The organism is Desertivirga brevis, assembly GCF_017355835.1.
Map to the genome: position 1 here is coordinate 188,983 of NZ_JAFEWF010000009.1, position 22,114 is coordinate 211,096.

The window sequence follows — 22,114 nt, forward strand, 5'->3', positions numbered from 1 at the left end:
ATTTATCTGATAAATATTGATCTATTGAGAGGTTAAGAAACCTTCGCCTCAAGTTCTTCATCTGTTATAAACAGTTTCTCTTTGGCTGTTCTTACTTTTGGGAGGTTAAGCAACCAGTCATTCTCTGGGTCTCTATATCCTAATGGAAGCAAGCTAACACTTTTCAGTCCTAACGCTTCCAATCCCAGTAATTCGTCCAGTGCTTGTGCATTAAAACCTTCCATAGGTGTTGCGTCAACTTTTTCTGCTGCAGCTGCAATTAATGCAGTTCCCAATGCAATGTAAGATTGACGGGCAGCCCAGTTAAAGTTTTGTTCTTCCGTGTTTTTCAAGAAGTTTTCGCCATAAGCGCGCATTGTACCAAGAGATTCTTTTGATACATTTCTAACTTCAGCAATCCTGTCTATAAAATCTTCAACTCGTTGTGGTGTAATATTGTTCCATGCGGCAAAAACTAATAAATGAGAACTTTCTGCAATTTGTGGCTGATTATTAGATACTGCCTTGATTTTTTTCCGAAGATCTTTATCCTTTATTACCAAAACATTGTAAGGCTGCATCCCTACGGATGAGGCAGATAGTCTTATGCTTTCTAAAATTCTTTCTAATTTCTCTTCAGGGATCTCTTGTCCGTTCATTCGTTTGGTCGCATAGCGCCAATTTAATATCGATAAAATGTCCATTTCGGGTGTTTTGTTTAATAGTTACTTTAGATAACTCAAAAATATTTAGTAACTTAGTGTCAAACAAGAAGGCACTATTTTAATACTTAGTTATATGGAAGTAACCATTGGCAAAACACGAGCTAAAGCGAGTCCAGAAGTTGTAAAAGGTCATTTTCCTGACAAATTTAAGACAATGCAGTGTCCTATTACTAATGTCTTGGATCGCATTAGCGACAAATGGTCTATTCACACGATTATTTTGTTGGGCAAATCAGACAAGTTGCGGTTTAATGAGCTTATGAAAGGCATTCATGGCATTTCGCAGCGAATGCTTACAGTTACCCTGAGAAGCCTGGAGGAAGATGGATTAGTGAGCAGACAAGTTTTTGCCGAAATTCCACCGAGGGTAGAATATCAACTAACTGATTTAGGCAGAAGTTTGCTTTCCCAACTGATTCATTTATCGGAATGGGCTTCAGAAAATATGACAAAAATTTTTGAATCGAGAGAAAGATATAAAAACGAAAAAGTTTAATTTGTCCCCCTCAATCAATCACTAGCTCCGCTAATGTGATGTTTGGCATTGTTAATGAGACTTTCTAATCTTAAGCTAATTCATGAAGATATACACGAAAACAGGTGATAAAGGACAAACATCTTTGATAGGTGGTGTGCGGGTCCCTAAATATCACTTGAGGATTGAAAGTTATGGAACAATTGACGAATTAAATTCGTATATCGGATTAATTCGCGAACATGAGATTGATCCTCACCACAAAACAGTGCTGAAGGAGGTGCAAGACAGATTGTTTACGGTTGGCTCTGTTTTAGCTTCTGATCCGGAAAAATCAAGGATGAAGTTGCCCGATCTGAAGGAAGAGGATGTTTTAATGCTCGAAAATGAGATGGACAGGATGGAAGTTCTGCTTCCCGAACTAAAGCACTTTATTTTGCCAGGTGGAGGTAAGACAGCTTCTTTTTGTCATATTGCACGCTGTATTTGCAGAAGGGCTGAAAGATTGGTGGTGCACCTTTCTGAGGAGAGTTATGTGAATGAAATGGTAATGGTATACCTTAATCGTCTAAGCGACTACCTGTTTGTTCTGGGCAGAAAGATAGCCTATGACACAGGAAACGAAGAAAATATCTGGTTGCCACGATTTTAAAAGTTAAAAAAATTATTTTAAATTCTTATATTTTTTATTATACTTTTGCGACAAATTTTTGAAGCTAAACCCTAAGTAAGTAATATGTATTGGACACTAGAATTGGCATCGCATCTGGAAGACGCTCCATGGCCTGCTACAAAAGACGAGTTGATAGATTATGCTATCCGTTCAGGCGCACCTGTTGAAGTAATTGAAAACTTACAGGCTCTTGAGGATGATGGCGAGCCCTATGAAAATATCGAAGAGATTTGGCCCGACTATCCAACTAAAGATGATTTCTTCTTTAACGAAGACGAATATTAGGACCTGGATGAGCAATGCTCATTAGTGGAAAGAAGCAAACTAAGTGCCCTTAGGCATTTATAAAGCATTAGAATTTAAAAGCTCTGTTTTTGCAGGGCTTTTTATTTTTTTCCAGGGGGAATGACCTGTCTACACGGCTTATTTTTTTTCTGTTTGTAGGTCCGTTTAGTCTTGGTCTACAGTGTTTTAATGTGTATTTTTACATCAACACTCCTAAACCTATCCCTCCTCTTTAATTTTCCCTATTAGTTATACTGACCTTACAGCGACCTTATAGCGATGTTATAGCGACCTTATAGCGATATTTATCCCTATTTCATTCGTACATCACTCGTTCATAACCCGTACTTGATTCGTCCACAAGCTATTCACAATAGCCAGCGTAGTCCCTACGGCTGGCCCGGTTTCCGAACTAGAACCGAACGAGGTCCGAACGATTACAGGAAATTAATAGGTTCCTTGAGATCTGCGTCTCTTTAAATTAGCGAGCCCGTTGAAGACAGCCAGAAACATCCAGTTGCTCCCGGCAATCGAGCTCATTAAGTCTATTATTAAGAATGTTAATTTCGTTAGTGATTACATCATAATGGAACTGATTGTTACCGGGGAATTTCTCATTATGACCAAGTTTAATCTCTTCGTTTAGGGCCTCTACACTTTCATAGCGTTTAAATAGGCGTTTTTGTCCGTGGCGTTTAAATAGGATATGCATACAATTCCAACAGCGACTACTGTCAATTGTGTTTGCGATTTAATAATAGTTTAGGTGACACTAATAATTGAGTTCGAGGATTGTGTAAAAGAGGATAAGAGGACGGGGGAGAATGTTTTGAGGAAAGTAAAAACTATACTGTGCTTATTTTCTAAGCACAGTATAATAAAACTAATTATATGTCTTACCCGGGAATTGCAAGAAGCGGAATTCTTGTTTTAAATGCCATTTCCAAAGTTTTGCTTTTATGAAATAAGGAATTCCAAAAGCCGTATTTGTGCGGCGACATTATCAGCATGTCTGCATTGAATTCATTTATTCCTTTTTCTAGCCCCGCAATGATGCTTTTTGATTCAACATCCTTGTAGGTATGTTTTACGGTGCTGATTGAGTTCTCCAACAGTTCGAGGGTTGCTGTTCTTGTGACAAACTCTTGGTCAGATTCTTCATGATCTCTGCACACATGAAGTATTTGTAGTTCAGACTCGAAGGCTGAAACAAATTCCTTAAGATTAACCAAGTGTTTTTTATGCGGTAAAGAGTGATAGTCACATGCGTATAGCACTTTCTCCGGGAAATTAAACTGGACGCCTTCCGGAACTATCAAAACCGGAACTGTTGAGTTTGTAATTATCGTATTTGAAACGTTTTCGGTAGAAAGATAGGCGCTGTAGTCTTTTTTTCGTCCCATAACTATCATGCTTGCATTTACCTTTTCTGCAAATTCTGATAGGGTGTCTTCAGAAAGAGAAGTAAGCGTATGGCTGGTTAGGGGAATATTATACCGATACGACGCAGCTTCCGCATAACTTTCCAAATGCTCCTGATTATTCTTCACTAATTTACTCATCCCCGTAGGGCTTATCCTGGCATTTAACACGTGTATGCTAAATTGGTAGTAATTAAGAAGACTTATTTTAGCTTTTGTAAATTTTGCAATAAATGAGGCGTATTTCAATGCTACCTCTGAGCTTTCGGAGAAGTCGGTAGCTACTATAATGGTTTGCATAATACTGGTTTTAGAATATAAAATTACCAGTTTTATCACCACTAAAAATGATGGCAGTCACGCAGATATAAGACAAAGACCCATGTATTGGTCAGGTTTCAGGTTTGACTGGTCAGGTATCAGCGATGAGATGTCAGCAGTGAGGTCTTTTTGTTGCCTCACCACTCACGTCTGATCGCTGATTAGTCACGTCTGACCACTCAAGGCTCACCGACCTATGCAATAAGTTTCTTGTACTTGATTCGTTTCGGTCCCGAATCACCTAATCTCTTTTTCTTGTTCTCTTCGTAATCACTGTAGTTGCCCTCGAAGAAATATACCTGGGATTCTCCTTCAAAAGCTAGAATATGGGTACAGATCCTGTCAAGGAACCATCTGTCGTGGGAGATGATAACAGCACAACCAGCAAAATTTTCAAGTCCTTCTTCCAATGCTCTAAGGGTATTAACGTCTATATCGTTGGTAGGCTCATCTAAAAGAAGCACGTTTGATCCTTTTTTAAGGGTAATGGCAAGATGAGCCCGGTTTCTTTCTCCACCGGAAAGTACTCCTACCTTTTTCTGTTGATCCGCTCCATTGAAGTTAAACTTAGATACGTACGCTCTTGAATTAATTGGACGGTTACCCAGAAGGATGGATTCATTTCCTCCTGTAATATTTTCCCAAACAGATTTTTCCGGATCAAGGTCATTATGCATTTGATCTACATATCCCAGTTCTACGGTTTCGCCAACACGGAAGGTTCCATTGTCAGGAGTCTCCTGTCCCGTGATCAAACGGAATAAAGTTGTTTTACCCGCACCATTAGGTCCGATGATTCCAACAATACCATTTGGAGGAAGAGTGAAGCTTAAGTTCTCAAAAAGGACCTTGTCTCCATAAGCTTTGGTAACATTTTGTGCCTCAATAACAACGTTTCCAAGGCGTGGCCCTGGGGGAATAAAGAGCTCCAATTTTTCTTCTTTCTCACGACCCTCTTCTGCAGCCATCTTTTCATAATTAGCAATACGGGCCTTAGATTTGGCGTGGCGAGCCTTTGGAGCCATTCGTACCCATTCCAACTCTCTCTCAAGTGTTTTCTGGCGTTTGCTTTCAGTTTTCTCTTCCTGTGCCAGTCTTTTGGATTTTTGATCTAACCAGGATGAATAGTTCCCTTTCCATGGAATTCCTTCCCCACGGTCTAATTCGAGGATCCAGCCCGCAACATTATCAAGGAAGTAACGGTCGTGAGTTACGGCAATAACGGTCCCTTTGTAGTGTTGCAAGTGTAACTCCAGCCAATCAATTGATTCTGCATCAAGGTGGTTGGTTGGCTCGTCCAAAAGAAGGACATCTGGTTCCTGAAGCAATAACCGACATAATGCTACTCGCCTGCGCTCTCCTCCTGACAATGTGGCAATCTTGCTGTCGGGATCGGGGGTTCTTAATGCGTCCATTGCACGTTCTAGCTTTGAGTCCAACTCCCATGCTCCGGTCGCATCAATTTTGTCCTGAAGTTCGCCCTGGCGCGCCATGAGTTTATCCATTTCGTCTGGATTCTCATACACCTCTGGAAGACCAAATTTTTCATTAATTTCCTTGTATTCCTTCAAAATAGAGGTTATTTCCGCCACGCCCTCTTCTACTACTTCTCTAACTGTCTTTTCAGGGTCCAATTCTGGTTCCTGTGCTAAATATCCTACGCTATAGCCCGGAGAGAAAACTACCTCTCCCTGAAAAGATTTATCTAAACCAGCTATTATTTTGAGCAATGAAGATTTACCTGAACCGTTTAAACCTATAACGCCAATTTTGGCGCCATAGAAAAAGGATAGATATATGTTCTTAAGTACTTGTTTCTGTGGAGGGTAAATCTTATTTACGCCAGCCATCGAAAAGATTATTTTTTCGTCTGCCATTTTTGCTTGAAAAAGAGATCCAAATATCGTGATTTACCGTACTTCATAGTAATTTTTATTATATTAGACTATTATCGTACATCTATGGTCCTTTGGCTTAATTGTTGATAATTTTTTTACACTTATCGCCCTTTGATTTATGAAACATTTTGATAGATTAGGGCGTTCAACACACAGAAAGGTTTTATAATGGAAGCTAAATTTTCACCTCGTGTCAAAGACGTAATATCATACAGTAGGGAGGAAGCGTTGCGGCTGGGACATGATTACATTGGCACCGAACATTTGTTACTTGGCCTTATTCGCGAAGGCGATGGAATGGCTATCAAGGTACTGAAAGCGTTGGGTGTTGATACTGTACGTTTGCGTCGCTCGATCGAAGATGCTGTAAAAGGTACTTCGGGCACAACAGCAAATCTGGGGAACATTCCCCTAACTAAACAGGCAGAGAAAGTTCTTAAAATTACATATCTTGAAGCCAAAATCTTTAAGAGCGATGTGATTGGCACTGAGCATTTACTGCTTTCAATCTTACGTGATGACGATAATATCGCCTCGCAAATTCTTTTGCAGTACAACGTAAATTACGATGTATTCAAAGCGGAAGTAGAACAGAATAAAGAAGGGTTCAGAGATGAAATGCCGGGCTCCGCTGCAGGTGACGACGATTTCCGGGAGGAAGAGTCTTCATTCAGCCAGCCGAAAAAGGTTTCTGATATCAAATCTAAAACTCCGGTTCTTGACAACTTTGGACGTGATTTAACAAAAGCTGCTGAGGAAGGAAAACTTGATCCGATTGTAGGTCGTGAAAAAGAAATTGAGCGTGTTTCTCAGATCTTGTCACGTCGTAAAAAGAACAATCCGATTCTTATTGGGGAGCCAGGTGTAGGTAAATCAGCAATTGCTGAAGGTCTTGCACTCCGTATTGTTCAACGTAAGGTATCAAGAGTTTTGTTTAATAAACGCGTTGTTACGCTTGACCTTGCTTCGTTGGTTGCTGGTACAAAATACCGTGGTCAGTTTGAAGAAAGAATGAAAGCTGTAATGAACGAACTGGAGAAATCTCCCGATGTGATTTTATTCATCGATGAGATCCATACTATTGTAGGTGCTGGTGGAGCTTCTGGTTCTCTTGATGCATCTAACATGTTTAAGCCAGCTTTAGCTCGTGGAGAAATCCAATGCATTGGTGCAACTACTTTAGATGAGTACCGCCAGTACATTGAAAAGGATGGAGCTTTGGATCGCCGTTTCCAAAAGGTAATGGTAGAGCCTGCTACTCCGGATGAAACCATTGAGATCCTTAACAGGATCAAGGAGAAATATGAGGAACACCATGCGGTTACTTATACTCCTGAAGCGATCAATGCATGCGTGTCTTTAACTTCACGCTATATCACAGATCGTTTCTTACCAGATAAAGCTATCGATGCTTTAGATGAAGCTGGTTCTCGCGTTCACCTGACAAATATCCATGTTCCTCAAGAGATCATTGATATTGAGCAGAAAATAGAAGAGATCAAAGTTGAGAAGAATAAAGTAGTTCGTAGTCAGAAATACGAAGAAGCTGCTAAGCTTCGCGATACTGAGAAGAACCTTCTTGAGGAACTCGACAAAGCTAAGGCGGCATGGGAAGCAGAAACAAAAACAAAACGTTATACTGTTTCTGAAGATAATGTTGCTGAAGTAGTGGCGATGATGACCGGTATTCCTGTTCAGCGTGTCGGTCAGACAGACAGCCAGAAATTGCTGGCGATGCCTGAACTAATGGCTGGAAAAATCATCGGCCAAGAGGAAGCGATCAAGAAACTTACAAAAGCTATTCAGCGTACTCGTGCAGGATTGAAGGATCCTAAAAAACCAATCGGTTCATTTATCTTCTTAGGTCCTACCGGGGTTGGTAAAACTGAATTGGCTAAAGAATTAGCACGTTTCATGTTCGACAGCGAGGATGCCTTGATCCAGATCGACATGAGTGAGTACATGGAGAAATTCGCGGTATCTCGCTTAGTAGGTGCGCCTCCGGGATACGTGGGTTACGAAGAAGGTGGTCAGCTGACTGAGAAAGTTCGCCGTAAACCATATTCGGTAGTTCTTTTGGATGAGATCGAGAAAGCTCACCCGGATGTATTCAATATCTTGTTACAAGTTTTGGATGAAGGTCAGTTAACAGATAGCTTGGGAAGAAAAGTTGACTTCCGTAACACTATCGTGATCATGACTTCAAACATTGGAGCACGTCAATTAAAAGACTTTGGTCAGGGTGTTGGTTTCACCACTAATGCTAAAGCGTTACAAGCCGATACTCATTCAAGAGGGGTTATTGAAAATGCGTTAAAACGTGCCTTTGCTCCTGAATTCTTAAACCGTATTGATGATGTGATCGTGTTCAATTCTCTAACAAGAGAAGACATTTTCAAAATTATTGATATCGAACTTAAGGCTTTGTTCTCTAGAGTGCATGATCTCGGATACAATATTGAACTAACAGAGAAAGCGAAAGACTTTATCGCTGACAGGGGATATGATTCCAACTTTGGAGCCCGTCCTTTAAAACGTGCGATACAGAAATATCTGGAAGATCCTATTGCAGAAGAGATCCTTAAAGGAGAGCTTATTGCAGGCGACGTGATGGAAGTTGATTACGTTGCTGAGACGGAAGAGATCAAAATTCACGTAAAGAAAGTAGATATTCAAAGTAGCGAAGAAGAGAAGTAATTCTTAATTTGATACCTGAAGAAAAAAGCCCGGCAGTAAAAGTCGGGCTTTTTTTTTGTTGGCCATGTTAGGCTGGCCCTAAAAATCAAAAATCAATACTCAACTCATATCCCTAAAACCACTATCTTTACTTGTTTTATGAGTTTTTAGAAAAGGATGAGCGACGAACCTTTAGACAATATTGATAACGACGAAAAATTACACAACGTTACCTCAATCAACGGCCTGTACGAGAACTGGTTCCTTGATTATGCATCCTATGTAATCCTTGATCGGGCTGTTCCGCACATTAATGATGGGTTAAAACCCGTGCAGCGACGTATCCTCCATTCGCTTGAGGAGATGGATGACGGTCGATTTAATAAAGCCGCCAACGTCATTGGTAATACCATGAAGTATCACCCGCACGGGGACGCTTCTATTGGTGATGCAATGGTGCAAATAGGTCAGAAGAACCTTTTGATTGATACTCAGGGGAACTGGGGGGACCCTATGACCGGGGACTCAGCTGCAGCACCTCGTTACATTGAAGCCAGATTATCCAAGTTTGCGAAAGAAGTTGTCTTTAATCCTGATACCACCGAATGGCAGTTGAGCTACGATGGTCGAAATAGGGAACCAGTAACGCTTCCTGTTAAATTTCCTCTGCTATTGGCCCAGGGAGCGGAGGGGATTGCGGTAGGTTTGGCAACAAAGATCTTGCCTCACAACTTTGTGGAGCTGATTGACGCTTGTATAGAGGTGTTGAGAGGGAACAGACCAAATCTTCTTCCGGACTTCCCAACGGGGGGAATGGCAGACTGTTCTAATTATAACGAAGGGCAGCGTGGTGGAAAAGTCAGGGTAAGGGCAAGAATAGAAGAACGGGATAAAAAAACCCTTGCCATTACTGAAATTCCATTTACTACTACCACTGGAAGTCTGATCGATAGTGTGATATCGGCTAACGATAAAGGGAAGATCAAGATTAAAAAGATTGAAGATAATACAGCGGCAAATGTTGAGATCATTATTCATCTTGCTCCTGGAATTTCTCCTGATGTAACTATTGATGCTCTCTATGCCTTTACGGATTGCGAGGTTTCAATTTCTCCGAATACCTGTGTTATTCACGAGGACAAGCCACACTTTCTAAGTGTAAATGATATTCTGATCTCCAATGCTGAACACACAAAGAACCTTCTGAAGCAGGAGCTCGAGATCCGTTTGAATGAGTTGAAAGAGAAGATCTTCTTCAGCTCATTGCTAAAGCTCTTTATCCAGGAAGGGATGTATAAGCATCCTGACTATGAGAATTCCGGGAACTTCGAGGTAGTGGTTCAGGTTCTGAATAAACTTTTTGAGCCGTTTTTCCCTCAGTTCTACCGTGAGATCTTACCCGAAGATTATAAGAAGCTTATCGATAAGCCGATGAGCAGTATTACTCGCTTTGATGTAAAGAAGGCGGATGAACAGATGAAGGCTCTTGCGGATGAGATTAAGGAAGTTACTCATCATTTAAAACACCTTACTGATTATGCTATCGCCTGGTTTGAAAGAATTAAGGCTAAATATGGAGCAGGAAGGGAGCGGAAAACAGAGCTTAGAACCTTTGAAAAGGTTGAAGCCGCGCAGGTTGCACTTGCAAACGTAAAGATTTATGTGAACAAAGCTGATGGCTTTATCGGGACGAGTCTGAAGAAAGATGAGTTTGTTTGTGACTGCTCTGATATAGATGAAATAATAGTGTTCCGCGAAGACGGGCGCTTTATTGTAACTAAAGTCCAGGAGAAGATATTCGTAGGTAAGGATATAATTCATGTTGGGGTCTTCAAAAAAGGTGATGAACGGACAGTATATAACATGATCTATAAGGATGGTGAAAGTGGGGTCTCTTATATCAAACGATTTAATGTACTTGGAATAACTAGGGACAAGGAATATGACTTAACAAAAGGAACCAAGGGTACCAAAGTTCTCTATTTTACAGCCAATCCGAATGGAGAAGCAGAGGTGGTGACCGTCCAGCTAAAACCTCACTCTAAGCTAAGAAAACTGCAAATGGACTTGAACTTTGCAGAAGTAGCGATAAAAGGGAGAGGGTCAATTGGAAATACGGCGACGAAATTCCCAATTAAAAAGGTTCTTCTGAAAGCAAAAGGTGTTTCAACCCTTGCTGGTAGAAAGATTTGGTATGATGATATACTTAAACGTTTAAATGTAGACGGTCGCGGAAAATTCTTAGGCGAATTCGACGGAGCAGATAAGATTTTAACCGTTATTGGTAATGGAACTTACGAGCTTACTTCCTTCGATTTGACGAACCATTTCGATGATAAGATGATTCTTATTGAGAAATATGATCCTGAAAAAGTTTATAGCGTAGTTCATTTGGATGGAAAGTCGAAAAACTACTATGTAAAACGCTTCCTTTTTGAAGATATAGCAATTGGCAAGATAGTAAGCATCATTAATGAGGAGCCGGGATCAAAGCTTATCCTTATTTCAGGAGCTGCCCAGCCAATAATTCAGGTTACCCAGTCGAAAGGCAAGGGGCAGGCTGCGGAAACTGTAGAAATTAATCTTTCTGATGTAATTGATGTGAAAGGTATGCGAGCTCAAGGTAATCGCCTTTCAGCTCAGGAAATCAAGGCAATAGAATTGGTTGCAGAGCACGATGACCCTGAAGATGTACCGGATCCTGTTCCTGAAACTCCGCTTGAAGAAATTGTTGAAGCTGAAAAGCAGGATGAAGAAGCTGAAAAAGAAATTGTGAGTCCAGACGATGAAGATGCGGAACTGGCAGCAAAGGCTACCGGAGCAGCTCCTCCTGAAGAGCAGAAGAAGAACATTTCTTTGGAAATAACAAATCCGGAAGATATTCATATGGATAAAGGGCAGCTAGGTTTGTTCTAAAACAAAAAAGGTTCAGATACTTCTGAACCTTTTTTGTTTATTGAAATTCTGGTTTCAGCTTATCTTTAAATTGCTTAATAAACTTATCCAGTTTTGGTTGTATTACAAATGCGCAGTATGACTGACCGCTATTTAGATTGAAATAATTCTGGTGATATCCTTCTGCTTTATAAAAGTCACTTACTGGAACTACTTCTGTAACGATCGCACGATCGAAGACTAACTCTTTAGTCAGATTATCGATCATCTCATTTGCCTGGTCCCTTTGTTGGGTGGTGTGATAGAATACCGCAGAACGGTATTGGGTACCAATGTCATTACCCTGACGATTTAAGGTTGTGGGATCATGGGTTTTAAAGAATACTAGAAGTAGCTCCTCAAAGGAAATTTCCTCAGGATTATAATCAAGTTGAATTACCTCTGCATGCCCTGTATCGCCATTACAAACATCCTTATATGTTGGATTTTCAAGTGTGCCTCCCATATAGCCTGACTCCACTCTTGAAACGCCTTTTAGTTTTTGAAATACCGCTTCGGTGCACCAAAAGCACCCAGCGCCGAAAGTTGCTGTTTCTAATGCCATTTCATTTATTTTAAATAATCTACGAACTTTTAGCTGCCTTAGATTTTATAAGGTAAATACAAATAAAAAGGGCAGAATGTTATTTCTGCCCTTAGTAATGTCATTTTTCTCTAGTTATTGATATTGAATATATAGCGGAACCGGTTTTAACTTCATTAACTCTTCAGGAGTCATCAATCTGTTAGGCGCTTTTTTCAGGTCATTTTTATAAAAAAGCTTGAAACCGGTGAACTGAACAGGTTCTTTAAAAATGTGATTCCGATAGGTACCTAGCTTTAACTCAGGCTCACCCCATCCGTCCATATGCACTACGAACTGTACTTCAGGATGAAGTTTGATGTTTTTGTAGTTAGTAACCATACCTTGCGTAAAGCGATGTAAGACGAAAACTTTAGGAGGAAGATTATTTTCTCTCACGATACGGGCCAAGTAGTCGGTTACATAGTTTATTTCTTCTGCATCATAGGTACCGATCTTTCTGCCAGGAGGAACACCTTTTTTACGCATTGCAAACTCAGGATCAATGCCCAGATGCACATGAGACATTTTTAAATACTTGTCAAATCTGGGAAGCTCTTTTTGAATGGTGCTAAGTCCAACCTGGATATCCAAAAACACGATAGCATTTTCCATTTTAGCGATAGTTAGAGCCGAATCAATCTGCTTTTCTGGCATACGATTAACATAAGCTCCATCTTTACCAGCCGTACCGCTGGCAACAGTTGCAATATAATGAATACCTTTTTGTACCGGGGTTTTTGGGTCTACCCGTTCCCAGTGTTTAACTTCAGCATTGAGTCTCCGCCACATTTCTTTTGGGGCATATTCTCCTAAGGCTCCCATTTTTTTAGAATGCATATTGCCGTAGTAAACCACAATCCTTTTGAAAGGTAGAATAGCGCCAGGAAGAGGGTATGGTTGATTTTTTACAGGCCAGCGACCGGTAGTATCCCCATTGGCGTTCTCTCTTACTTTTTCATTATACTTGGCGGTATCAACAGCAGCAGTAGATGTAGCTTGTGCCGAATCGGCAGAAGCTAAACTATCCTTTGCGGCTACTTCCTTAGTCGAGCTATTGGAGTTATTACCTGCTTTTGAAGTATTTTCGCTGCAGCCAAGAGCGCCTGCACCTACTAATGCTAATCCTAAAAATAATATATGCTTGTTTATCATTTCAGATGTTTAATAATGCAAAATAGTCCTTGTCAGTAAACCTTGCAAATAAAAGATATCATCGGCAAATGTACTTGTTAACACATTTACGTGCTGAATTTTCTCACCTTGCCAAAAACTCCCAGCGGAAGTTTGGAGCCTGCCGTTGCCTGAAGAAATAATTCTCCGATCTCAAGGTTCTGAGGATCTTTGATCGTATTCCTTAACAAGTTCTCAACTATAACAGATGAAAAACCAAGAGAGTAAGTATTGAGGATAAGAAAATGTTCGTTCTCGTCCAGCAGTTGAGTTACCTCTTTCATCATTTCCAGAATATGATCTTCCAATTTCCATTTCTCACCATTGGGTCCGTGACCGTAAGCTGGAGGGTCGAGTATAATACCATTATATTTCTTACCACGTTTTAGCTCCCGTTTAACAAACTTTAAGGCGTCTTCTACTACCCAACGGATGTCTTGAAGCCCTGAAAGTTCTTGATTTTCATTCGCCCAGGTCACTACTTGTTTAATGGAATCAACGTGGGTAGTATCTGCTCCAGCTGCCCTTGCTACAACTGATGCGCCTCCCGTATAAGCGAAAAGGTTTAAAACCTTTGGCTGAGGTGTTTTAAACTTTTTTACCGAATCTGAAATGTAATCCCAGTTCACAGCTTGCTCGGGAAATAATCCAACGTGTTTAAAGGAGGTGAGCCCGAGTCGCAATTTAATTGCTATATCCTTATTCTCGTAAGAAATGTGCCACCGGTCGGGACTTTTAGTGTTTTTCTTTACCCATTCTCCGGATGTAGCACTACGGCCCTTAAAACGGATATGATGCTGTCTTTGCCACTCTGATTCTGGTAATTGCTTATCCCACACCGCCTGAGGTTCTGGGCGAATTAAAATTAAGTTACCAAAGCGCTCAAGCTTCTCGAAGTTACCGCAATCAATCAGTTCGTAATCTTTCCAGTGCTGCGGGGTAAGGAGTTGAATCATTTATATAATGGATGTACGGAGTTCCTGTTATTTGGGGCAAATGTAGAGAAAAAGACTTGGAAACACGGATTCTTATAACTTCTCCTTGGCAGCTTGCATAAAACGACTTGCAAACACAAAATCGTTCAATTCTTTGCTGTTAGATTTAGCAATATCTTTATTTGAGCCTTCCCATTCTTTCTTGCCGTTATAGAGAAAAATTATGTTATCCCCGATTCCCATAACGGAGTTCATATCATGTGTCACTATAACCGTCGTGATCCGGTACTCTTCGGTAATCTCATTTATCAGCTCATCAATTACTATTGAAGTTTTAGGGTCCAGGCCAGAATTTGGTTCGTCAACGAATAGATATCGTGGTTGCATAGATATAGCCCTGGCTATACCTACACGTTTCTTCATACCTCCTGATAATTCAGCCGGGAATAGCTTGTTCTTTCCTGTCAGGTTTACTCGTTCCAGACAAAAGTTTACACGATCAAGCTTTTCTTTTCTTTTTTGATCTGTAAACATGTTCAGTGGAAACATGATGTTTTCTTCAACTGTCATAGAATCAAACAGCGCTGAGCTCTGAAATAACATTCCAATCTCCTTCCGGATCTCGATACGTTCTTCAAAGCTCATTCTGGTAAAATCCCGTCCATCATAGATCACTGAACCCTCGTCTGGCTCATGCAGGCCAACCATACACTTCAGCAAAGTAGTTTTTCCTGAACCAGATCCCCCGATAATCAGGTTGTTCATACCTTCTTTAAATTCTGATGAGATTCCCTTTAAAACATAGTTCTCACCGAAAGTTTTGTGGATGTTCTTAATCTCAATCATAATAAAAGTTGGGCAACTACGTAATCAGCAAACAGGATCATAATACAGCTTACAACAACGGCTCTGGTACTGGAAATACCTACTTCAAGAGCGCCACCGGAAGTGTAAAATCCCTGGTATGCTGAAACAGAAGTAATGATAAATGCAAAAATTACAGCCTTAACCATTGATACCGTTATTGTAAATCCGCGGAATCCATCTGTGGCTCCCTGAATAAATTCGTTCTGGGTCACGGCTCCCGACAAGGTACCTGCAATATATCCTCCCCAAATACTTAGTCCAATAGAAATGACTACTAACATTGGAATAGTAATAACAGCAGCTATTATTTTAGGAAGAATAAGGTAACCTGGAGAATTGATTCCCATAATTTCTAAAGCATCAATTTGTTCGGTAACACGCATTGTTCCTATCTGGGAGGCAACACTCGACCCAACCTTTCCCGCAAGTACGATAGCTGAAATAGTCGGACTTAGTTCAAGGATGGAAGAGTCGCGAACGATCATACCGATGATTGATTTGGGAATAAAGTCGCTTACCAGCTGGTAGGCAGTTTGAACAGTGGTTACCATTCCAAGGAATACAGAAATTATGGAGATGATCCAAACAGAACCTACACCAATAGAGACCATTTCCTTGAAGATCTCTTTCCGATAAATGTTCCACTTTTCAGGTCTCCTGAAAGCTGCTTTTAATAGTAGAATATATTTCCCTAGAGGATAAAAGATCATATCTTTTTTGCTGCTAAAAATAAGTTTTTTTAACGTTACAGTTTAAATCGAAATATAATATGAACGCTATAATAACCGGAGCAACCAAAGGAATAGGTCGAGCTATTGCTTTTAAACTAGCTGAAGCAGGATACAATATCATCTTTTGTGCTCGTGATCAACAGGATATCAACACATTATGCGATGATCTTATAGCTCTAAACCCTTCTGTTTCAGCTCTGGGCCTGGCTACAGACTGTTCGGATCCCTTGCAAGTTGAGCGCTTTTCCGGTTTTGTACAACAACACTTTGACTCCGTTGATGTTTTAATTAATAATGTAGGGGTGTTCATTCCAGCTTCTATCCTTGATGAGGACGAGAGTGATTTTCAAAAGCAACTTCAGATTAATTACCTTACCGCTTATCATTTGTGCCGGATTTTCGGTCGCCAAATGCGGGAGGCTAAAAAAGGACATATCATCAATATATGCTCTGTTGCAGCTATTTCCCCGGTTGTTGCAGCTGGATCTTATTCTGTAACAAAAGCTGCGCTATTAAGTCTAACCAAGGTATTAAGGCAAGAATTGATGGCTCACAGGGTAAAAGTTACAGCAATTCATCCAGGTTCAACTTTAACAAGTTCCTGGGAAGGTACTAGCATTCCTACCGAACGCTTTATAGCTGCTGCAGATATTGCTGATGCGGTTCTTTGTTGTTTAATGATGAGTGTTGGTGCTAATCCTGATGAGTTGTTGATATCGCCTTCTGGAGGAAATATTTAACATGGAAAAGAAATTAGAAAGAGATGAGTCGAACAAGATGCTTGCAGGTGTTGCTGCTGGCCTGGCAGATTATCTGAACGTAGAAATTACATGGATAAGAGTACTTTTTATCTGCCTTACCATTTTTGGCTTCTCAGGCGTTTGGATCTATATTATCTTATGGATAGCTGTACCTGCAAGAGCCATTACCTATGGGAAAACTACCAGTAGAGAGTCTGATTACAGAATTTACGAGGGGCCTGACTTAGCATCAAGTTATACCAGCCCGGTAAGTATTAACAAAAAGGAGAGGGATAATAGTGTAAGATATGTAACGGGGATGATCCTGATTGCTTTAGGCTCATATTTCCTGTTGGATGAGTTCTTCACTCTTCCTGATTGGATTTCCCTTGAAAAATTGTGGCCTCTTGTGTTTGTGGCAATAGGGTTGGTGATTCTGGTTAAGCCATCAAAAAATAAGGATCTTCCTAAAAAGGAGACACCTTTTGAAAACAATGAAACGAGTTCAACAGGCGAGAGCCTTTAAAATAAAAGTATGAAAACGGAAAGAGTAATTTGGGGATTAATTTTTTTATTTATTGGTGGCGTACTGCTATTGGATAATTTTGGAATGATCGACTTTCACTGGTCAATCATCTGGCGGTTTTGGCCTCTTGTACTGATTATCCTTGGAGTAAATATGCTATTTCCTGGTGAAGATTCTAACAGAGGGGGGCTAATTTCTGTAGTTATTACGATTGCTGCGCTGGTGTTTATTGGCATACAGGGTACCAAGCCAGATCAGGAAGATGGGTTCGGTTTCGGATGGGAACATCATGATTCGGACGAACGCGATGAAGGTAGGGTTGATGAGGCGGAAACCCGGGGAAATACTTTTTCGGAGCCTTTGTCGGCTACCACTAAGTATGCCGTACTAAATATTGAAGGCGGGGCAACCAAATATGAATTAAGGGATACCACGGGAGAGCTATTTGTTGCAGAGGTTAAAAAAAGAGGAACAGACTATTCTTTGCTTAAAACCTCATTAGATAGTACAGATAGTCTTTCTTTTAGTATGTCTGGCAAGCATAACTTACATGGCCGTTCAGGAGGAGGAAAAGCCCGGCTTAAATTAAATACTAAACCTGTTTGGGATCTAAATCTGGAAGTAGGTGCCGGGAAAATCGATTTTGATCTGAGTGCTTTTAAAATAAAGAGTATTAAATTGCAGGGAGGAGCTGCATCTTTTGATATCAAACTTGGTGCCCCTCAGACGGTCACCTCAATCGATACTGAAACCGGTGTTTCGAAATTAACGATTTCTATTCCTGAAAATGCAGCCTGTGAAATTCATACTGATACAGGTCTTTCATCAAATGAATTTGATGGATTCGAAAAGCGGGATGATGGAACTTATGTTACTCCAGGATACACTGAAGCAAGAGATCACTTTATAATAAATATCAGCGGCGGATTATCTAAAGCAAGAGTAGAGAGATATTAGTTAACTCCCAAACCATTTATGTAATTTTGCGTGATTAATTGCTATGATCTCTGATACAAATTCTGAACTAAAGGGCAAGTACTGCAACTCTCTGACTCAATATTCACGTTATCTTACCCGTGAGGTAAGTATAGGCGATATACCTATGGGAGGTAAAAATCCAATACGGATCCAGAGTATGACTACTACGAATACAATGGATACGGTGGGAACTGTTGAGCAAACCATTCGAATGGTAGAGGCTGGTTGTGAATATGTTCGTATTACTGCTCCCAGTATTAAGGAAGCGCAGAATCTGGCAGATATCAAGAAAGAGCTTAGGTTTAGAGGATACAATGTGCCGCTTGTAGCAGATATTCACTTCACTCCGAATGCCGCTGAAGTTGCAGCACGGATTGTAGAAAAAGTGCGAATTAACCCAGGGAATTATGCTGATAAGAAGCGTTTTGACCAGCTGGACTATACGCAGGCGGAGTATCAGGCAGAATTAGAGCGTATCTATACCAAGTTTGCACCTTTGGTAAAAGTATGTAAGGAGTATGGAACGGCTATGCGTATCGGGACAAATCATGGCTCTCTGTCAGACCGTATCATGAGTTATTATGGGGATACTCCAAGAGGAATGGTTGAATCGGCTATGGAGTTTATCCGCATGTGTGAGACTTTGAATTACTATAACCTGGTTATCTCAATGAAGTCGAGCAATCCGCAAGTAATGGTTCAGGCATACCGGCTACTAGTAGAGACGATGCAGAATGAAGGAATGAACTATCCCTTGCATCTGGGGGTTACAGAAGCTGGGGATGGAGAAGATGGCCGCATAAAATCTGCCGTGGGAATTGGAACGCTGCTAGAAGATGGATTAGGAGATACCATTCGTGTTTCTTTAACGGAAGAACCTGAGGCGGAAGCACCTGTGGCAATTGCCCTTGCAAAAAGATATGAACAAAGGCGTTTAAACAGCGAAAGCTTTGATGCCGGGAAAATAATTTCAGACCTTCCATTAAATTTTTCGCCCTACGATTATAAAAAAAGAGAAACAGCTGAATTAAATACATTTATAGGTGGCCATCAGGTGCCGCGTGTGATTATAGACTTGTCTGCAAAAAATCTCAAAGACCCGAATATTCTTACAGATACGGGTTACAACTACTCGGCGCTGCTTGATAAGTATAACATGGGTGAGCAATCCGTTGATTTCGTGTATCTGGCAAATCAATTACCTTCCTTTACGATGCCAGGTAACTTAAAGCAGCTGTACAATTATAATACATGGAAAGGGCTGCAGAGTAAAAAGAACTGCCATCCTCTTTTTACATTAGAAGAATATATAGGAGCAACAGTTAAGGACTCTTCCTTAAATCTCGTGACAATTACAAATGCTGATTTGCAGAGAGAGCAGCTATTTAATGTGCAAGTGGATCAAACACTTGTGTTTGTACTCGAAACAAGGGAAGAGCATGGAATGGCTGATCAACGTCAATTCTTTTTCACGTTATCTAAAGCGGGAATAAAGGTTCCTGTTATTATCAAGAGAAGCTATGGTGTTGAACTCCTCGATACGGCTGTCCCTACTGCAACTTATTTGCAGTTATATGCTTCTACAGACATCGGTGCTTTATTGGTAGATGGTTTTGGAGATGGTATATGGTTAGATGCCCCAACAGTAGACACTAAAACTATTGTGAGTACTTCTTTTGGAATTCTCCAGGCCACAAGGTCGAGGATATCAAAGACCGAATATATTTCCTGTCCAAGTTGTGGAAGAACATTGTTTGATCTTCAGGAAACTACCCAAATGATCAGGAGTCGTACAAGCCACCTGAAAGGCTTAAAGATTGGGATCATGGGTTGTATTGTTAATGGGCCAGGCGAGATGGCCGATGCTGATTATGGTTACGTAGGTGCCGGACCAGGGAAGATTACACTGTACAGGGGTAAAGAAGTTGTGAAAAAAAATGTAAACACCGAAAGTGCTCTAGACGAATTAATTGAGATCATCAGAACTGACGGCAATTGGGTTGAGCCTGCTGACGCTGTAGCTTAGCTTTACGAAGGTCCTTGGTGTAATTCGTCTTAATTAGAATAATTCGTATCTATTAAAAATCCCGGACCCTTAATAGTCGGGTTTCCCTTAGCAGCTATGCTTTAACTTTCCGCTTGCACATCAGGTTTTCGTGTTAATTAAAGCAATCAGTATAATGGGCGTTCATTCAAAATTCACGGTCCTTAACTTATGCACCATGTAATTCGTGTTAATTAGAGTAATTCGTGTTCTTTTAATTTTCTCGATCCTTTATAAGAAGTTTCACTATGCCATTGTGCTTTAGCTTTAACTATCTCCATTACTCAATTCGTGTTAAATTAGCGTAATTCGATTAATTCGTCTTCATTTATTTATAAACCAACTTTCACACCTGGTGTTGTGCTATAGATTAAATTGAGAACTATAAATGGAGAAAGAGTACGCAGATAGTAGCAACAACGGTAACTTTGAACGAGTATGGTGGAAGGAAGCTGTTGTATACCAGATATATCCAAGAAGTTTCAAAGATAGTAACGGAGATGGTGTAGGAGATTTGAAAGGAATAATTTCAAAATTAGATTATATTCAAAGTCTCGGCATCGACGTTGTATGGCTTAATCCGATATTTTCTTCTCCAAATGATGATAATGGTTACGATATAAGCGATTATCAGGGAATTATGAAGGAGTTCGGAACAATGGAAGATTTTGATGAACTTCTAGGGGGCCTTCATGAAAGAGGTATAAAGCTTATCTTAGACTTGGTAGTAAATCATAGCAGCGACGAGCATAGATGGTTTATAGAAGCAAGAAGCAGTCGCGATAATCCTTATCGGAATTTCTATCATTGGTGGCCCGCTGAGAAAGGTAGGCCCTCACACAGGTTCAGTTTCTTTGATGTCAATAACGACGCTTGGAAATATGATGAAAGAACTAATTCTTATTATCTCCACTATTTTTCCGTAAAACAGCCTGATCTGAATTGGGAGAACCCTCACCTAAGAAACGAGATCTATCGTATGATGCGGTTCTGGCTCGATAAAGGCATCGATGGCTTCCGTATGGATGTTATTCCTTTTATCTCTAAAGATACTACTTATCCTCCTTTACCTGATCATTATAATAACGATTACGTCAGGTATTATTCTGAGGGGCCGTATCTCCATAAATACTTGCAGGAAATGAACAGGGAGGTGCTTCGCAAGTATGATATTATGACGGTAGCCGAAGGTATTGGCGTTAACACCGGAACAGCGATGGATTTCGTAGATCCTGACAGAAAGGAGTTGAATATGCTATACCATTTCGATGTAACTGGCATCGGCTTGCTTCCCTACGAGTTCAAAGCTCCTGATCCGAACGGTTACGATCTTGTTTATTTTAAGGACGTATTTACCCGTTGGGATAATACTTACGCCGAGAAGGGGTGGGGTACGGTTTATCTTGCAAATCACGATAATCCCAGGATGCTTACGCGCTGGGGATCTGACAGCGAGGAGTTTCGGGACGTTTCTTCTAAAATGCTTACTACCTTTCTGTTAACTATGCGAGCCACGCCCTACTATTACATGGGCGACGAGATTGGGATGAGTAATATTAAGTTCGATGATATTGAAGACTATCAGGATATCGAAACCCGGAACATGTATCTGCATATTTACAGGACAGGAGGCGATACTCAACGATTTATAGAAAATCAAAAGATCACAGCAAGGGATAACAGTCGAACCCCTTTTCAATGGGATAGTACAGCGAATGGGGGATTTACCAGCGCAGGGAGTACACCATGGTTAAAGGTTAACCCGAATTACAATACAGTAAATGTAAGCGCCCAGGAAAAGGACCCGGAGTCAATACTGAACTATTTCAGGAAATTAATTCAGTTTAGAAAGAGCGAACTTACACTAGTATATGGAAGCTACACGTTGCTTGATCGGGATAATCCTCACGTATATGCTTATAAGCGGGAGCTCAACGGTAATATCCTCATTGTAATTCTAAACTTTAAACCACATGAAGCCTCCGTTTGGATTCCCGAAGTTGATCTTAGCTACTCAAAAGTTGTAATTTCTAACTACGGTGACACGATAGGAAGGCCAGATAAATTGCGTCCTTTTGAAGCGCTTATATTCTCATTATAGAGCGAAAGTATCTTTTAAAAAATTTATTAAACTTAGTGTATAGCTTACA

At 40.5% G+C, this 22,114-nt stretch carries 19 protein-coding genes; 10 read left to right on the forward strand and 9 right to left on the reverse strand.

The features are described from left to right. Positions 1–32: 32 nt before the first annotated feature. Positions 33–683, reverse strand: coding sequence for an NAD(P)H-dependent oxidoreductase (locus J4N25_RS20380; RefSeq protein ID WP_207423649.1), 651 nt, complete (start codon positions 681–683; stop codon positions 33–35). 94 nt (positions 684–777) lie between these two features. Here J4N25_RS20380 and J4N25_RS20385 point away from each other — a divergent pair, with 94 nt between their 5' ends. The 3 genes from J4N25_RS20385 (at position 778) to J4N25_RS20395 (ending at position 2,137) form a co-directional block, all read left to right on the forward strand. Continuing rightward, positions 778–1,200, forward strand: a complete 423-nt coding sequence (locus J4N25_RS20385; RefSeq protein ID WP_207423650.1) for a winged helix-turn-helix transcriptional regulator — start codon at positions 778–780, stop codon at positions 1,198–1,200. An 82-nt stretch (positions 1,201–1,282) separates the two neighbouring features. Further along, a complete protein-coding gene (locus tag J4N25_RS20390) occupies positions 1,283–1,831 on the forward strand; it encodes a cob(I)yrinic acid a,c-diamide adenosyltransferase (protein WP_207423651.1) in 549 nt (182 codons plus the stop codon). Between the two features lie 84 nt (positions 1,832–1,915). Beyond that, on the forward strand, positions 1,916–2,137 hold the full coding sequence (locus J4N25_RS20395; protein WP_002996718.1) for a DUF2795 domain-containing protein: 222 nt from the start codon (positions 1,916–1,918) through the stop codon (positions 2,135–2,137). 481 nt (positions 2,138–2,618) lie between these two features. Here the strand turns inward: J4N25_RS20395 and J4N25_RS20400 are convergent, their stop codons facing one another. The 3 genes from J4N25_RS20400 to ettA all read right to left on the reverse strand — a co-directional run bounded on the left by J4N25_RS20400 (position 2,619) and on the right by ettA (position 5,756). Further along, positions 2,619–2,849, reverse strand: coding sequence for a hypothetical protein (locus J4N25_RS20400; RefSeq protein WP_207423652.1), 231 nt, complete (start codon positions 2,847–2,849; stop codon positions 2,619–2,621). Between the two features lie 184 nt (positions 2,850–3,033). Continuing rightward, positions 3,034–3,858 carry a universal stress protein gene (locus J4N25_RS20405; protein WP_207423653.1) on the reverse strand — a complete coding sequence of 275 codons (825 nt, stop codon included), beginning with the start codon at positions 3,856–3,858 and terminating at the stop codon, positions 3,034–3,036. Between the two features lie 215 nt (positions 3,859–4,073). Continuing rightward, positions 4,074–5,756 carry an energy-dependent translational throttle protein EttA gene (gene ettA / locus J4N25_RS20410; protein ID WP_207423654.1) on the reverse strand — a complete coding sequence of 561 codons (1,683 nt, stop codon included), beginning with the start codon at positions 5,754–5,756 and terminating at the stop codon, positions 4,074–4,076. 189 nt (positions 5,757–5,945) lie between these two features. On the opposite strand from ettA, the gene J4N25_RS20415 reads away from it, so the two are divergent. Next, positions 5,946–8,474, forward strand: a complete 2,529-nt coding sequence (locus J4N25_RS20415; RefSeq protein WP_207423655.1) for an ATP-dependent Clp protease ATP-binding subunit — start codon at positions 5,946–5,948, stop codon at positions 8,472–8,474. Positions 8,475–8,630: 156 nt separating this feature from the next. After that, positions 8,631–11,369 carry a DNA gyrase/topoisomerase IV subunit A gene (locus J4N25_RS20420; RefSeq protein ID WP_207423656.1) on the forward strand — a complete coding sequence of 913 codons (2,739 nt, stop codon included), beginning with the start codon at positions 8,631–8,633 and terminating at the stop codon, positions 11,367–11,369. 37 nt (positions 11,370–11,406) lie between these two features. On the opposite strand, the gene msrA is transcribed toward J4N25_RS20420, so the two are convergent. From msrA to J4N25_RS20445, 5 genes are all read right to left on the reverse strand, one after another. Further along, on the reverse strand, positions 11,407–11,952 hold the full coding sequence (gene msrA, locus J4N25_RS20425; RefSeq protein ID WP_207423657.1) for a peptide-methionine (S)-S-oxide reductase MsrA: 546 nt from the start codon (positions 11,950–11,952) through the stop codon (positions 11,407–11,409). A 114-nt stretch (positions 11,953–12,066) separates the two neighbouring features. Then, positions 12,067–13,125 carry a hypothetical protein gene (locus J4N25_RS20430; RefSeq protein ID WP_207423658.1) on the reverse strand — a complete coding sequence of 353 codons (1,059 nt, stop codon included), beginning with the start codon at positions 13,123–13,125 and terminating at the stop codon, positions 12,067–12,069. 86 nt (positions 13,126–13,211) lie between these two features. After that, positions 13,212–14,099, reverse strand: a complete 888-nt coding sequence (locus tag J4N25_RS20435) for a class I SAM-dependent methyltransferase (RefSeq protein WP_207423659.1) — start codon at positions 14,097–14,099, stop codon at positions 13,212–13,214. A 72-nt stretch (positions 14,100–14,171) separates the two neighbouring features. After that, positions 14,172–14,924, reverse strand: a complete 753-nt coding sequence (locus J4N25_RS20440) for an ABC transporter ATP-binding protein (protein ID WP_207423660.1) — start codon at positions 14,922–14,924, stop codon at positions 14,172–14,174. Continuing rightward, the gene (locus J4N25_RS20445; protein WP_207423661.1) at positions 14,921–15,655 is read right to left on the reverse strand and encodes an MlaE family ABC transporter permease; all 735 of its coding nucleotides are present in this window, start codon (positions 15,653–15,655) and stop codon (positions 14,921–14,923) included. The genes J4N25_RS20440 and J4N25_RS20445 overlap by 4 nt, the downstream gene beginning before the upstream one ends. A gap of 59 nt (positions 15,656–15,714) precedes the next feature. Between J4N25_RS20445 and J4N25_RS20450 the strand changes: the two genes are divergently transcribed. The 5 genes from J4N25_RS20450 to J4N25_RS20470 all read left to right on the forward strand — a co-directional run bounded on the left by J4N25_RS20450 (position 15,715) and on the right by J4N25_RS20470 (position 22,065). Next, a complete protein-coding gene (locus J4N25_RS20450; RefSeq protein ID WP_207423662.1) occupies positions 15,715–16,416 on the forward strand; it encodes an SDR family NAD(P)-dependent oxidoreductase in 702 nt (233 codons plus the stop codon). A gap of 1 nt (position 16,417) precedes the next feature. Next, on the forward strand, positions 16,418–16,942 hold the full coding sequence (locus J4N25_RS20455; protein WP_207423663.1) for a PspC domain-containing protein: 525 nt from the start codon (positions 16,418–16,420) through the stop codon (positions 16,940–16,942). A gap of 9 nt (positions 16,943–16,951) precedes the next feature. Then, positions 16,952–17,899 carry a toast rack family protein gene (locus J4N25_RS20460; protein WP_207423664.1) on the forward strand — a complete coding sequence of 316 codons (948 nt, stop codon included), beginning with the start codon at positions 16,952–16,954 and terminating at the stop codon, positions 17,897–17,899. 43 nt (positions 17,900–17,942) lie between these two features. Further along, entirely contained in the window at positions 17,943–19,946 is a 2,004-nt protein-coding gene (ispG, locus tag J4N25_RS20465; RefSeq protein ID WP_207423665.1) for a (E)-4-hydroxy-3-methylbut-2-enyl-diphosphate synthase, read from the forward strand. Positions 19,947–20,352: 406 nt separating this feature from the next. Further along, the gene (locus J4N25_RS20470) at positions 20,353–22,065 is read left to right on the forward strand and encodes a glycoside hydrolase family 13 protein (RefSeq protein WP_207423666.1); all 1,713 of its coding nucleotides are present in this window, start codon (positions 20,353–20,355) and stop codon (positions 22,063–22,065) included. Positions 22,066–22,114 lie beyond the last annotated feature (49 nt).